Consider the following 13148-nt stretch of genomic DNA (forward strand, 5'->3'; position numbering starts at 1 on the left):
CGATTCATCGGGACGAGTTCAATCGTTTTAGGCCTGGAGTGCCACGAACGAGTTGAGGTACTCCGAAATCTGGTACACTGAGTTTATCGAAGTGCCGTACTTTAGTCGGGATCTCAGGCTGGGCGGTCGGGCTTGGGCGGTTCCCGAGCGGAGCCGAGGGATGGTGACTTTTGGGCCGTCAAAAGTCACCCTGCGGAGCAAACCAAACTGGCAGGTTTGTGCAGTAGTTGCGGAAAAGGCAGGATAAACCGGGCCCCTCGATATCCGTCAGGGCCGGACTTTCAGCAATTCTCCCTTCGGTCGAATCACTCGGGGACCGAATAGGGGGCTATTCATGGTTCGACCCCATTCGGGGTCGTGGGAAACCGGGTTTTTCTGATCACTGATTTCTTTTCTTTGACTTGCGTTCAGGTTTTCCTGTCAATGCCATTCACCAATCACCACTCACCACTCACTTGTTTTGGCTGATCACAGTTCAATGTCTGTGAAAAACCAGGAACCGCTGCTGTTGGATTGATGGAATTTCAGCAGCGTAGCGGTGACATCTTATCCGGTGATGGCAAATCAGGTTTGTGGTCTCCATGTTGGTGCCGTCGAGATGTCAGGGCTCCGTCTCTGGATCATGGTTTTTTAAACCTTGAATTCTGCCGGACACCTTGAATTTCGGAGGTGGCAATAAAATAGTCTGGACGTACACGGCCAGTGGTTCCATGATCAGGAAACAAGTGTATACGGCCGGAACCCTGACAGTGACCCGGGAGTATGTGGGTGGTTACGAATATGTTAACAACACCCTCTCCTTCATGGGCACCGCAGAAGGACGGGCTACACCCGTTACAGGGCAGACTAACTGGCGGTATGAGCTGGATTTCAAAGATCATCTGGGTAACGTTCGGGCCACCATTGCCGATCTGAACGGAGATGGTGCGCGATTCTATGTCGGAGCGAAGCGGAGATCCGGCCACTGACGGAACCCCTCCATTGGCCGCTGGCTGACGGTGGACCCGCTCGATGAGTTTCACTCTCCGTACACATATGTTGGCAACAACCCCATCAATCTGGTTGACCCGTATGGGATGGCGAGCGAGGGAAGTGATGTATATGTTAAAGAAGGACAAATGTGGCTAAGGGAGATAGAAATATCTCCGCAAGATGATAACTTTGCGTGGTTGAATAACATTCAGACAACTCTGGATGTTGCAGGCATTGCAGATCCAACGGGTGCGGTAGATTTGGGTAACGCAGTTATCTATGCAGGAAGGGGTAAATGGAGTGAAGCTGGCATCAGATTACTTGGAATCATTCCCTATGTGGGAGATCTTGCAAAGGCCGGAAAACTGACGAAAGGTGTTTTTCGGGCAGCCGAGAAAGAGATCGTTCAGACTGCCACCAAATCCAGCGAGATAATTGCTGAGTCGAAGGCGATATGCAAAGCCGATAATTCCTCTGGTGCCCTCATAAAACCAGATAAGGTATGGCCCAAAACAGCAACCGAAATAGAGGAAATGATTGGAGTTAGAGGGATAGATATACCAGATTTGCCTCACACTCCATGAAGAAATAAGGTGATTTTTCAACCTTCAGAAAAAATGAAGATCACGTTTGAACAACACCCATACCATCCGCACCTGAATATCATAAGGGTCCTCATTGGCATTTGAATACGCCAGGACAAAACCATAAAAGATACTTGCCTGGTGAAGCAATGCCAGGTAATAAAAAAAGGTTAGCAACATGACTGACAAAGAAGTAGGCATGGTTCATTTTAACTCCTTGGACATAGAGAATGAAGGCTTTGCCATCGTTCGGATAGTCAAGGGAAACATTTCGATTTGTATATCCCTACGAAATGGTGGAGATACTGAGGTGTTAATTTCTCGTGCGGAGTGCAACGAGTTTTTAAAGTTGCTAGAAAGGACACTTAATGAATGTTAGGATTTATCATATTATAAAAAGTTGTGCTTTATTAAGATGCGAAGGTTATATTATTAGCAATCGTGAAACAAAATTCATTCTATAAATATCCAGGTGACTTGTTTCAACTCAGTATACCTTCTACCGGATTGAAAGATGAATAAGATTGAAACACCAACAACAATTATAATCAATAGAGTAATTGGGGGAAGTACCCTTCGATTCAAGAATGTGGTAGAAATTTCGCAAGGAGGACCAGAGGTTGGTGAATTGAGTGTAAACGATAGAGAATTAGAAGGTAAATTTGGTGGCCCTATTATTTTTAATGATGAATTTATTTATTTACCTGCCCTTTATAAGCGGTTTTTTGGTGTTGCATTTAAGTTGGCAAGAATAAATTTAAAGTCGCTTGAAATAGAGTATCATAACAAAATATTTGACTTAATATACCTCGATAAAATAAGTAATAATAAAATATTATATTTTACCGATATTGAAAAAACAAAAAAAAATTACCTTGATTTGACCGCAAAAAACAACTTTAGTTTAAAATCATGAAATCCCCCACACCCCCAACACTTCCCACCAAATGGCCATTCTGGTTGGTTACTATTATCGCGCTTGCCGCAGCCGTTTTTGTGGTTGTCACCCGTCCATCCATCGGGTATGTCGAGTCCGCCATCATGATGGATAGGTATGAGGGGGCAGTTGTACTGGTTTAAGTCGTTTGATTCATTGCGATTTTTCTTCTGTTCTTTAAAATACTGACCCCGCCATTGGGCGCTGGCTGACAGTGGACCCGCTCGATGAGTTTCACTCTCCGTACACGTACGTTGGCAATAACCCCATCAATCTGGTTGACCCGGATGGGATGAATAGTGAAGGTGGTACCCACACGGTCTCTGAAAACGGAAAACCGGTTGGGATGGCAACCGATGAGATTCTTGTTGAGGCCGACCGAAACTTCAGTTATCACATGTCTCAGCATGTCTGGCATGGAATGATCATGCCCTATTCTGAGTTCCATGAAATGCTTGAATTTCATAAAAAGATGGCTGAAATTGGAGTGGTGATTGCCACGGCCGTTACGCCTGTGGCAGGTGTGGCTTCCTCTATGCGCGGTGTAATGCGGGCAATCGAAACAGCCAAAACGGTTATTCATACCACAGCAGTAACTGCAATTAAGGAAGTGGCTGTTACCTCAAACGCTGCCTCTGTGGTTGTTAAGGTGGGATCCGGTGTTGCAAATGAAGGGCTTTCGAATGCACAACTCGTACAAAGAGCTGCATCATTTGCAGACAAATTTGTTCCTGCTACTATGAATGCAGGTGTAACTGGTACATTAAAACATGAAGTCGCTACAACATTATTAAAACGATACCAAAACATATACGGGTATAAAGGATTAAATTTTAAGGTAAGGGAAGCTGGTTCAATCTTAGATGTCCTTGACGAAGAAAATGGTGTAATTTATGATTGGAAGTTTGGTGTTCAAGTAGGCAAGACAATTCAACAATTAAATAAATTGCCTCAAATGATTTGATATCAAAAAACATTTGGGTTGCCAACGCAAGTTATTAGGCCATGAAAATCGAAAAGAATGCAAAAAATGTAATATTCCAAAAGTGGAACTCACAGTTTCCAGAATTGAGTTCATTCTCTAAAAGTAAATTATTCAAGTTACTTGGTCCCCTTGTTGGAGGTATTGAATTCTTTGATCTGAAAAAAACAGTGGAATACAGACCATATGTGGCTTGGTATCCAATTTGGAAATCAACCTTAAAAGAGTGTTTAAATCAACCGTTAGTTTTATACGAAATAAGAAACAAAAAGGGATTACAATTCGACATACCATATAATGTTGGTGACACTGTTTTAAACGAGGCAATAGATGCAACGAGACAACAAATGTTTCTATCGTTAGAGGGGGATGTCAAAGTAAATGAAATATTTAGTTTAATTGACAGGCAATTCTCAAAAACACTGATTAAGTCTAGTCCTATTGGACAAGCGTATCTATTGGAAGGTAAGTTACTTATTGCGTTATATTTAAATGATCAGAAATCAATTCAGATGACTATGAATGAAATCAAGGAAAAATCTGATTTATGGATGTCTGGTTTATTCGAGTGGAAAAATGGAAGGACTGACATTTGGATTGAAAAATTAAAGGGTATAGTCCTCAATAGAGAGCAATTTCTAAGCCAGGTGTATTCAAATCGACAGGATAAAAGTCTGTTATCGCTTAAAAGTTCGGAAATATTGATTTGAATTGGATTTAAATATTTTCGTTTTTAAAAATTCATTTACTAGCAAAATAATAGATTATAAATAAGCAGAACATGAAATCCCCACACATTCAACCATTCCCTCCAACTGGCCACTCTGGTTGGTTACTATTTTCGCCCTTGCCGCAGCCGTTTTTGTGGTTGTCACGCGTCCATCCATCGAGTATGTCGAATCGGCTAACATGATGGATCGGTATGAGGGGGCTGTGCAGGCACGGGTACAGATGATTAAGACGTTACCTTGATGAGTAGTCCATAAAGAAAAAGGTTCATTTCCAATTCCGGTTTGCCTTCCGGCCTACCGGGCACCATTCACCAAAACATTCATCCACCCATGAAATCATTTCTCTCACTCACCGCATTTCTGTTACTAAGCACGGTGGCGCACGCACAGCAGTCGCCCAACCTGATGGCGGTAACCAGTCAGCAGGATACCATATACTTTTCAGCTCCCGATTCGGCCCTCCGGCTGGATCTTCCACCCAAAACCATCCGGCTGTTCACTACCTCGCAACTGCTGCAAAGCCGGTTAGCATCTGCATATCCGGGTATTAAGTGGGTACGGTCCTTTGGGAAAGAGGAGGACGTGACGACACCAACTGGTCAGTCGGTTGCCATCTCCCCTGCAGAACGGCCGTACATTTACGTGGAAAGTCAATTATTCCCAACCAGTCATTACAACGCTGACTTCAAAACTTTTTCACATGGTACAACAAGGATTTATAAGCTGAAAGTGAATAACCGTATTCTGAATGAACGTGACTGGCGCGAGCAGGTAATACCATATTTGGAAAGCGATCCGCAATTAGTCCCTGATCTCGAAAAGGTGAAGTTCGCAGATAAGGTGAGCACGGTGAGTGTTGTTACTTTTTGGGGTGGTTTGATTTTAGCAGTTGCAACCTTTGATTCTGATAAAGGGTCTGATGATGATGAGTCATTTGATAAAGGCAGTTTGGGTCCTGCCACCATGCTTGGAATAGTATTGGCAGGAATCAGTTCAACACTTTACTATTTCAATTTATCGAGTAAGGATAACGATTTGGTTAAGGCAATCCGACGATACAATGAGAATCTGGCGATTATAAGGAATGAGCCTTTGCCCGTTGGGTTATACACGGAAAAGAAGTAGGCGGTGGGGTGAAACCCACTTGTAAATAAGGGTTTGTTTCTGGTTTAATTTTTATTTGCCGACATCGGCCAGCCGACGTACTTGTGAGCGGAGATTCCGTTAAGACCGAATCTGCTGTCTGAGATGCGTTTGGTTCAGGACTCCAGGAGGAGTCCAACCATGAATAGTCACGGGTGTCAACCCGGGGGTTAAGTAGATAAAAGGAAACAAGAACGAATTAGGTGATTTCCGACCCTGACGGGGTCGAACAATTGATTTTGTTTTCGAGTTCAACCCCTTCAGGGTTGGGAAATTCATCACTGCTAACCAAGAACCCCCGATTGCCCCTCGATAATCCTCATCCGGATGGCTTCGAGAGCCTCAGCCACCGGATTCGGCACTCGGGGACCGGGGAATTCCATCCCCCAATCGCCACTCACCCATCACCACTCACCACTCACTTAAATTTACCGTTTTCTGAAAGTCTTTTCATACAAATCAATCCACTGCTGAACGGTAACCTTCCCGGCCAGTTCACCAAGCAGGCCGAAGGGAATGGACTCTGGTTTCTTAAAACGAATACAACTTTTTCCCATATCCAGCCTGGTTTTGCTGTGCGTCGGATAGGCGGCCGTGAACCAATCGAGCAGCACCGGATCAGCGTACAGGCCCATGTGATAAACCGCCATAAAATGTTTCTGTGATGCCAGATTGATAAACGGAAGCGGCGTTTCGGGATTGCAGTGATAACCCGCCGGATAAACCGATTTCGGCACCACAAATCCGATCGTGTCGTATGAAATGGTTTCCTCAAATCCCGGTGGCAGATGGTTCCGGAAAACCTCACGCAGTTTACTCATGGCCTCCCGGCGGTCGTCGGGCACTTTAGAGAGATAGTCATCGGGTGAAATGGAAAGAATTTTCATGATAATCCTTTCAGTCTGATTGCAATTTAAAAGGGCCTGTGCGGATGATTTCAGAACGGGTCAGGCAGGTGAACTGAATCCGGCCGGCGCCGCCTTTTCCAACTCATTGGGGTCAGCTCCCAAAACGACAGATAAATGCCTGGTCAGGTGATCCGCCGGCCAGTCCCACCAGCCGATGGTTTGCAGACGGGAAATGGTTTGATCATCGAACCGTTTTCTGATGACCCGGGCCGGATTTCCGCCGACGATGGAATAGGGTTCCACATCGGAGGTTACCACACTCCGTGCCGCAACGATGGAGCCGTTTCCGATTTTGACGCCGGGCATAATCAGTGCCTCATATCCGATCCAGACATCATGACCAATCACTGTGTCACCTTTGTATGGAAAATCCTCCGGCTTTGGCATGGCAGATTCCCACCCGTTACCGAAAATGTAAAACGGATAGGTGGAAAATCCGGCCGTGGCGTGGTTGGCTCCATTCATGATAAATTTCACACCGTGGGCGATTGCACAGAATTTTCCGATGATGAGTTTATCTCCGATGAAGGGAAAATGATATAATACATTCCGCTCAAAGTTTTCAGAGTCCTCCGGGTCATCATAATAGGTAAAATCGCCGATCAGAATGTTCGGATTTTTTACTGTATTTCTGATGTAACAGATTTGCGGAAATCCGGTCATCGGATGCGGGTTCAGAGGATCAGGGCCGACAGGTATTGGCATAGGGTATCCCGTTCAGAATGTGTGTTGAGGGCCGGCTGAATCTGTATGCCGGAATCTGAAATATGCTGGTGTCAGTTCATACCAGTTTTGTGGTTGATCCATGTAAAAAAACTCACCGGTTTTCTTAAATCCGAGTTTTCTGATGATGTGGTTCGAGGCGGCATTTTGCTGATGCACATTTGCAATGATCGGATCCAGATTCAGTTGATTGAAACCATATTGCAGACTGGCAATGGCCGTTTCGGTTCCAAAGCCTTGTCCCCAGAACGGTCGCCGGATGCGATAGCCAAAATCGTAAAAATCGGCTTGATCGTTAATCCGTTCGGTGACCCATTTTAATCCGCACCATCCGATGAATTCCCCGGTGGGTTTTGACTGGATCGCCCACCGTCCGATTCCAAACTCCCGGTACTGGCTTTGCACATATTCAATGATTTTCAGGCTGTCAGCCGGGGACCTGACCGTTACGCCACCCAGATATTTTACTACTTCCGGATCGGAATCCAGCAAATACATACCATCCTGATCGGATGAATCAAGATCGCGTAAAATCCAGCGGTCGGTTTCTGCATAAATGATCATCGGTAACCTGTCAGGAGTTTGCAGCTTTTTCAAGGTCGGCGATGATGAATTTTTTCATCTGCATGAAGGCATACAATACTTTCGGAGCAGTGGCCGGGTTGTTCATCAGAGGTCCAAGAATGGAGGGAATCACCTGCCAGGAAACGCCATACCGGTCCTTCAGCCAGCCGCATTTATTTTCCTGACCACCTGCTGTCAGTTTCTCCCAGTAATAATCAATTTCTTCCTGAGTGTCGCAGGAAATCACCAGCGACATGGCCTCGTTAAACGTAAATTCCGGACCGCCATTCATGTTCATCATCCGGCTGCCATTGATTTCATAAACCGCGATAAAATCATTCCGGCTCAGTAAACGTGAATTGGGAAATACTGAACAATAAAAGTCGGCGGCTTCATGGGCTTTTCCATCGAACCAGAGACATGGGTACACAGGGGTTGGCATGGGCAGAAGTCCTTTATTAAAATCTGAAACGGTTGTTAATTGAAACGACTATTTTTTTCGGGATTTGCCGGTTGGTTTCGATTCCAGTTCCTGTCTGGAAATACGGATCAGATGTGAAAACCAACGGGAATCTTCGAACCGGGTGCCGATGTCGAAACAGGGTTTTGCGCCGGGATAGGGTTGTCCTTCGACCGGCGTTCCGATAAAGGCCCGGCCTGCTTCGGTGGCCTTAACATACACACGGTTGTCGGCGATGATCGCTGTGTAGACTCCATCGCAGTACACCATGAATTCGCCCATCATGGAGCGGGTGGTGATAACGCCTGCATCGGATGCCTGATCGGCGATGTAAGCGGCAAAAGATTTGTCGGAGGGCATGGTGTGTTTTCTTTAATTCAGCAGTAACCCGATTAATAGTCCGGCAAGGAGGCCGGAACCACCCCATAACAAACCGATTTTCCACTCGTTGGCCTGTGATTGATCACGGTAGTTTTTCAGGGTCTCTCTGGCCTTTGCCAGTTCGTCATGTACGGCAGCCAGACCGGCCGATTGTGCCGACAGAGAATCAGCTGCTACCGACAGACCTGCCACCTGCCGGTTCCGGAATTGTTCGATGATCAAAAGCAATTGCTCACGATCCGATTCCAGATCCCGGATGTAGGATTCCTGCAGATTAATCAGTTGATCATACGCTTTCTGTTTTGATAGCGTTGAATCAGGAGTGGAAACCAACAGGTTCAGACATATCAGAAGGCTGGTCATGGTCGATCCGCTTTGGGTTGGTTAATGAGTGACAGAAGAGAATCCCGCCTTGCCTGAAAGGCTTTATAACGGGCATCATGTCTGGCATTACTGGCCGCCAGAATCCGGTCGAGATCCTGAATCTGAAAAAGAAGAATGCGTATCTGGTGATCCAGATCGGCGTTCCGGACCCGAAGCTGGGTCAGCAGCGAATCGGCCGATTCCACAGTCCGGATAGCTGGTTTCAATGAGTCGGGCTGCCCGGAATGGGTGAAAAGCCAACCGGTGATGGCCCCGGCTAAAAAGGTGACAATGATACCCGCAATGGCCCAACGGAGAGAAATGGTCATACCCGGAATCCGGCTTTTGTTTTTCTGAAATGTACCCGAAACCGGAAAAGGAAGCAACCCGCGGCCATCCGGTCGGGCAAAACCGGCCCTTTCAGTTTTGCTTAGAGGCCGCCGGTCGGGGAGTTTTCATACCGAAGAGAAACCGGAGGGCAGGCACCGGCATTATCACGAACCAGTAAATACCAACTGTGCAGATCAGGGAAAGAAGGCTGATCAGCAGGTACTCGGTCCAGATGGGCCAATGGATGGAAATGAAAGGAGCGGCCACGAGAATGATCACCGTCTGATGCAGGATGTAAAAGGGATAGATGCCTTCATTCAGCCGGCTCAGCCAGGGGTGTGGCTGGTTCAGGTACGCTTGGCCGTAACCAATGATGGTCAGAACCCACGACCATCCCATCAGCACCCCATTGATGAACCAGAAACGGCTGATGGCATCGTTCCAGTCGGGAAACGTGCGCCATGGCCAGTAGTCGCTTGAGACCATGGTCATCATCACAGCGAGGGAAATCAGACCGGTGGCGAGGTGAATACGACGGTGAGTTGAAATGGAGTACCAGATCACGGGAGACCGGTAGAAAATAAATCCGGCAATGAAGAAACAATAATACTGGGTGAAGGCCGCCCAGTCATCAATCAGACCGTGAGTTTCTTCGGGAAAAAAGGGTCTCAGAATCGCCTGAGTCAATAGAATGACCAGCACACCCGACAGGAATCCGTAAGGACGCGAAATCCAGGTATTCAGCCATGCATAAAAGCCTTCCGACCGGTCGCTTTTCAGCCAGCGCAGGAGGGGAATGCTTAGGACCGAGTAGAGAAACAGATACAGGATGAACCACAGGTGATGCCAGCTCAGATTACCGGCCGGGTAAGGTCCAGTGGTGAAAATGCTGGGGTAAAACTGAAGAAAGGAGGAATACTGTGCACTTTTCTCGATGTAAATCTGGGGCGGAACGATGACCAGCATGCCCACGATAAGCGGAATCATGAGACGCCGGAACCGCTCTCCGGCATAAGCAGGCATGGTCCGCGACCGCAGTGCAAGAAACGTTCCGGCACCCGACACAAACAGCAGCAGAGGCATCCGCCATTCATGCATCCAGTGCATGGGGTAAATAAACAGCGGGCTGGTTTCCTCATTTTTAATGTGCCATCCCCACGGATTGAAAAACATGCCCACATGGAAGAACAGCACCAGCAGAACAGCAATCACCCGAAGCCAGTCGAGATCATGCAACCGTTGTGGGGATCCGGACATAAAAAACCCTTTTTTGTCGGAATCTTACGGATGGTTCACGGGTCAGGTTACAGAGGAAAACTGAGGCGTAGTTTCATCACCACTTTACGGACGGGTGCCGGTGAGCCATTGTGGATGGAAGGCATATGCAATTCAGGTGGAAAAAAGATGGCAACCTGACCGGGGACCAGGCGGGTATAGGCGCAGCGCTCATCGAACAGCATGTAATCATCTTCCGGATGGTAGGGAACCGATGGAACCTGACCGGTATTGGGCAGGTACCCGACCCATTCCTCACCGGAAATCAGGAAATGGATATCGGTGAAAATCCGGTGGGCTTCCATTTTGGTTTCATCGCGGTTTTTGGTCTGATAGTCGCTGAGGATGGCAAAGATATCATCGCCCAGAACCGGGTATTTTCCCGGCGTCATGGAGGAAAAGTCGGTGGATTGAAGATAGCTGAAGGCCGTTTTCAGGTAAGGATGGATGGCTTCGTATCTGGCCGAGGCAGACAACTGATCAACAATCATGAAAAAGTTCCTTTAAAATTCGAATCCGGTTTTCAGTCTGATAAACCGGGGTGTGCCCGGAATAAAGTGAATGTCGGTGACCGGAGATGGTTCGGTTAAAAGACGAGTTTCGGTGGCAAACTGGGTTTCTTTCCAGTCATTATCAAAGATATTATCGACAGAGAGTTCTGCAAACCAGGGTCCGGTCTGGTACCCGACCATCAGATCGGTAATGACATAGCCCTCGGCTGTAATGGTGCCATCTTCATTGGCCGGACGGTCACCCATCCAGCGGTATCGCAAGGTTCCCTTCCAACCCGATTCATGGCGGACGGTCAGACCACCGGTGCTGGTCCATTCGGGAGCCAGCGGAACGAGGTCTTCACCAGCGGGTTCACCGACTGCCCGTGCATGAGCATAATTCACATCGGCATCGGCAAAAAGCCAATCGAGCATCTGGTACCTGAACCCTGCGTCGAAACCCATCCGCCGGGTTTTCCCGGATGGTTCCACCACACCAGCATCACCGACGTAGACAAATTCCTGTTCCAGATTCAGGATCCATCCAGAGGTGGTGATCATCAGCCGCGGAATGGGTTTCCAGATGGATCCCAGATCAGCCCCGACAGCAATGGGAATCATCGACGTTCCTTTTCCTGAGGCAACCACGCGGGTATCGTTGGAGTGAAATCCCATGCCAGATTTCAGATAGAACTGCCACTGATCGGTGGGTGTGTAAATGACGTTGAATTTCGGACTGAATCTGGTATCGTAAAAAGATTGCGTTCCAAAGGGTTTTTTTACAGCATCCAGCAGAGTGAAACGGAAATAATCAATTCTCAGCGCCGGATTGAGTTTCCAGTCACCGTAATCAAACTCTGCATCGGCAAATCCGAACCAGTTGTTTTCAACGATATCGCTGATGGCCAGTGTATCGAGAGTGATCAGGCGGTCCTTTGTGTGAGTCAGTCCGATATCGTCGATTTCATCAGTCCGGAAACCGGCTCCTGCCCGGTAACCGACTTCCCAATCTCCGAGACGCAAGGAAGCGTGGTAAACCGACTGGACCCCGGAGAGCAATCTGGTTTCCTTTTGTCTGATCTGATCCCCATTCAGAGAGTCTATAAGGAAAAAGGTGAAGTTGGAATACAGATCAAAGTCATATTGGCTTAGGTAGCCCGATGTTTTGATGAAAGAATGAGCATCCAGCAAAAACAGGTGGTCCGCCTGAAGGTTACTGCGGCTGGTTGAACCACCTTCGGTGTCATCGATGGCTCCGAACCATCCGATGGCTCCCGACTTAACAGCCCGTTCAGGAATCTGACCCGAGGCATCCCAGCGGCTGGCAAACCGGCTTGCGGTCAGGATCAGGTGCTGGTGGGATGATGGCTGACCTGAATATTTCAGAAACCAGTTGGTGCGGCTGAGTTGCTGGGGAGAGTCGAAGGCACCATCGGTCATGACATTTTCCACGGCCAGATAGGCACGGTGGATTCCATCGGTGGGAAGCAGGTTCAGCAATCCGACCATGCGATAGGAATTGAACTGACCAGCTTCCATGGCAATCAGGTTCTGACTGATCACCGGAAGGGTTTCGAGATTCACATACCCGGCAGTGTTGAAATTTCCGCGATCCGCGTAATAGGGTCCTTTTCCGAAGTCAATTTTTCCAATGGTTTCCGGTATGACAAAATGAAGATCGGCATATCCCTGACCATGAGCATGAGAGACCATGTTCACGGGCATGTTGTCAACCGAGATGGCCACATCGGTTCCATGGTCCACATCAAATCCGCGCATAAACAACTGTTCGGCCTTTCCGCCACCGGCATGTTGCCCGATGAAAAGGCCCGGTGTTTTCCTGAGCAGTTCCTGTGAGTTGGCAACCGGACTGACCTTCATGTCGATTTCGGCCACCTGTCTGAGCGGATTGACCGATCCGTTAACGACCAGCTGATCGAGTACAATCGGGGACGGTTGAAGGATAATATCCAGCGGAGTTCCCACCGATTTTAAATGAACCACCTGACTGAAGTAACCGAGACGGTAAATGCCCAGTGAATCGCCCGCCTGACAATCGGGAAGGGTAAACCGGCCAGACTCATCGGTGTGATCGTGGAACCCCGTTCTGAAATTAACCACATACACCTGATCAAGTTTCTGGCCCGGACCGGCACTGACCGTTCCGGTTTGAATGGGACCGGGGTGAGCATAGGTGAGAAGTGGAACCAGGATTAAAAGATTGAATAACAGCCAAAAACGACGAGTCATGACTACCTCCTGAAGGAAAAATAGACAGAGGCTTAAAAACAGACAAAAATATCC

19 protein-coding genes are annotated in these 13148 nt (G+C 47.6%); 8 read left to right on the plus strand and 11 right to left on the minus strand.

Annotated features, from left to right (window positions below; all coding sequences use genetic code 11):
* The first annotated feature begins 710 nt into the window (after positions 1-710).
* Together HUU10_12170 and HUU10_12175 are read left to right on the plus strand one after the other, a co-directional pair.
* Positions 711-968 carry a hypothetical protein gene (locus tag HUU10_12170; protein NUQ82358.1) on the plus strand — a complete coding sequence of 86 codons (258 nt, stop codon included), beginning with the start codon at positions 711-713 and terminating at the stop codon, positions 966-968.
* 12 nt (positions 969-980) lie between these two features.
* On the plus strand, positions 981-1556 hold the full coding sequence (locus HUU10_12175; protein ID NUQ82359.1) for a hypothetical protein: 576 nt from the start codon (positions 981-983) through the stop codon (positions 1554-1556).
* A gap of 24 nt (positions 1557-1580) precedes the next feature.
* On the opposite strand, the gene HUU10_12180 is transcribed toward HUU10_12175, so the two are convergent.
* On the minus strand, positions 1581-1757 hold the full coding sequence (locus HUU10_12180) for a hypothetical protein (GenBank protein NUQ82360.1): 177 nt from the start codon (positions 1755-1757) through the stop codon (positions 1581-1583).
* A gap of 313 nt (positions 1758-2070) precedes the next feature.
* On the opposite strand from HUU10_12180, the gene HUU10_12185 reads away from it, so the two are divergent.
* From HUU10_12185 to HUU10_12210, 6 genes are all read left to right on the plus strand, one after another.
* Complete coding sequence (locus HUU10_12185) at positions 2071-2472, plus strand: hypothetical protein (protein NUQ82361.1); 402 nt, start codon at positions 2071-2073, stop codon at positions 2470-2472.
* On the plus strand, positions 2469-2636 hold the full coding sequence (locus HUU10_12190) for a hypothetical protein (GenBank protein ID NUQ82362.1): 168 nt from the start codon (positions 2469-2471) through the stop codon (positions 2634-2636). Before HUU10_12185 ends, HUU10_12190 begins: the two co-directional genes overlap by 4 nt.
* Positions 2637-2689: 53 nt before the next feature.
* On the plus strand, positions 2690-3457 hold the full coding sequence (locus tag HUU10_12195; GenBank protein NUQ82363.1) for a hypothetical protein: 768 nt from the start codon (positions 2690-2692) through the stop codon (positions 3455-3457).
* A gap of 41 nt (positions 3458-3498) precedes the next feature.
* Complete coding sequence (locus HUU10_12200; protein ID NUQ82364.1) at positions 3499-4185, plus strand: hypothetical protein; 687 nt, start codon at positions 3499-3501, stop codon at positions 4183-4185.
* Positions 4186-4303: 118 nt separating this feature from the next.
* Positions 4304-4447 carry a hypothetical protein gene (locus HUU10_12205; protein ID NUQ82365.1) on the plus strand — a complete coding sequence of 48 codons (144 nt, stop codon included), beginning with the start codon at positions 4304-4306 and terminating at the stop codon, positions 4445-4447.
* An 89-nt stretch (positions 4448-4536) separates the two neighbouring features.
* Positions 4537-5331, plus strand: coding sequence for a hypothetical protein (locus tag HUU10_12210; GenBank protein ID NUQ82366.1), 795 nt, complete (start codon positions 4537-4539; stop codon positions 5329-5331).
* 446 nt (positions 5332-5777) lie between these two features.
* On the opposite strand, the gene HUU10_12215 is transcribed toward HUU10_12210, so the two are convergent.
* The 10 genes from HUU10_12215 to HUU10_12260 form a co-directional block, all read right to left on the minus strand.
* The gene (locus tag HUU10_12215) at positions 5778-6236 is read right to left on the minus strand and encodes a DUF1801 domain-containing protein (GenBank protein NUQ82367.1); all 459 of its coding nucleotides are present in this window, start codon (positions 6234-6236) and stop codon (positions 5778-5780) included.
* Positions 6237-6296: 60 nt separating this feature from the next.
* Entirely contained in the window at positions 6297-6962 is a 666-nt protein-coding gene (gene vat / locus HUU10_12220; GenBank protein ID NUQ82368.1) for a Vat family streptogramin A O-acetyltransferase, read from the minus strand.
* A 12-nt stretch (positions 6963-6974) separates the two neighbouring features.
* Positions 6975-7544, minus strand: coding sequence for a GNAT family N-acetyltransferase (locus HUU10_12225; GenBank protein ID NUQ82369.1), 570 nt, complete (start codon positions 7542-7544; stop codon positions 6975-6977).
* A gap of 10 nt (positions 7545-7554) precedes the next feature.
* Positions 7555-7986, minus strand: a complete 432-nt coding sequence (locus HUU10_12230; GenBank protein NUQ82370.1) for a VOC family protein — start codon at positions 7984-7986, stop codon at positions 7555-7557.
* Between the two features lie 48 nt (positions 7987-8034).
* Positions 8035-8364, minus strand: a complete 330-nt coding sequence (locus tag HUU10_12235; GenBank protein NUQ82371.1) for a TfoX/Sxy family protein — start codon at positions 8362-8364, stop codon at positions 8035-8037.
* A gap of 12 nt (positions 8365-8376) precedes the next feature.
* On the minus strand, positions 8377-8748 hold the full coding sequence (locus HUU10_12240; GenBank protein ID NUQ82372.1) for a hypothetical protein: 372 nt from the start codon (positions 8746-8748) through the stop codon (positions 8377-8379).
* Positions 8745-9077, minus strand: a complete 333-nt coding sequence (locus HUU10_12245) for a hypothetical protein (GenBank protein ID NUQ82373.1) — start codon at positions 9075-9077, stop codon at positions 8745-8747. The genes HUU10_12240 and HUU10_12245 overlap by 4 nt, the downstream gene beginning before the upstream one ends.
* Before the next feature lie 91 nt (positions 9078-9168).
* Entirely contained in the window at positions 9169-10335 is a 1167-nt protein-coding gene (locus HUU10_12250; GenBank protein NUQ82374.1) for an acyltransferase family protein, read from the minus strand.
* 47 nt (positions 10336-10382) lie between these two features.
* The gene (locus HUU10_12255) at positions 10383-10844 is read right to left on the minus strand and encodes a YhcH/YjgK/YiaL family protein (protein NUQ82375.1); all 462 of its coding nucleotides are present in this window, start codon (positions 10842-10844) and stop codon (positions 10383-10385) included.
* Positions 10845-10856: 12 nt separating this feature from the next.
* Positions 10857-13094: a TonB-dependent receptor gene (locus HUU10_12260; protein NUQ82376.1), complete on the minus strand. Its 2238-nt coding sequence runs from the start codon at positions 13092-13094 to the stop codon at positions 10857-10859.
* Positions 13095-13148: the final 54 nt, after the last annotated feature.

The organism is Bacteroidota bacterium, assembly GCA_013360915.1.
In the GTDB taxonomy this organism is placed as follows: Bacteria; Bacteroidota; JABWAT01; order JABWAT01; family JABWAT01; genus JABWAT01.

Coding starts and splice junctions, on each gene's coding strand:
- HUU10_12250 (NUQ82374.1), bottom strand. CDS start 10,335: ATGTCCGGATCCCCACAACGGTTGCATGATCTCGACTGGCTTCGGGTG.
- HUU10_12235 (NUQ82371.1), bottom strand. CDS start 8,364: ATGCCCTCCGACAAATCTTTTGCCGCTTACATCGCCGATCAGGCATCC.
- HUU10_12240 (NUQ82372.1), bottom strand. CDS start 8,748: ATGACCAGCCTTCTGATATGTCTGAACCTGTTGGTTTCCACTCCTGAT.
- HUU10_12230 (NUQ82370.1), bottom strand. CDS start 7,986: ATGCCAACCCCTGTGTACCCATGTCTCTGGTTCGATGGAAAAGCCCAT.
- HUU10_12245 (NUQ82373.1), bottom strand. CDS start 9,077: ATGACCATTTCTCTCCGTTGGGCCATTGCGGGTATCATTGTCACCTTT.
- HUU10_12260 (NUQ82376.1), bottom strand. CDS start 13,094: ATGACTCGTCGTTTTTGGCTGTTATTCAATCTTTTAATCCTGGTTCCA.
- HUU10_12215 (NUQ82367.1), bottom strand. CDS start 6,236: ATGAAAATTCTTTCCATTTCACCCGATGACTATCTCTCTAAAGTGCCC.
- HUU10_12190 (NUQ82362.1), top strand. CDS start 2,469: ATGAAATCCCCCACACCCCCAACACTTCCCACCAAATGGCCATTCTGG.
- HUU10_12185 (NUQ82361.1), top strand. CDS start 2,071: ATGAATAAGATTGAAACACCAACAACAATTATAATCAATAGAGTAATT.
- HUU10_12225 (NUQ82369.1), bottom strand. CDS start 7,544: ATGATCATTTATGCAGAAACCGACCGCTGGATTTTACGCGATCTTGAT.
- HUU10_12255 (NUQ82375.1), bottom strand. CDS start 10,844: ATGATTGTTGATCAGTTGTCTGCCTCGGCCAGATACGAAGCCATCCAT.
- HUU10_12210 (NUQ82366.1), top strand. CDS start 4,537: ATGAAATCATTTCTCTCACTCACCGCATTTCTGTTACTAAGCACGGTG.
- HUU10_12180 (NUQ82360.1), bottom strand. CDS start 1,757: ATGCCTACTTCTTTGTCAGTCATGTTGCTAACCTTTTTTTATTACCTG.
- HUU10_12200 (NUQ82364.1), top strand. CDS start 3,499: ATGAAAATCGAAAAGAATGCAAAAAATGTAATATTCCAAAAGTGGAAC.
- HUU10_12170 (NUQ82358.1), top strand. CDS start 711: ATGATCAGGAAACAAGTGTATACGGCCGGAACCCTGACAGTGACCCGG.
- vat (NUQ82368.1), bottom strand. CDS start 6,962: ATGCCAATACCTGTCGGCCCTGATCCTCTGAACCCGCATCCGATGACC.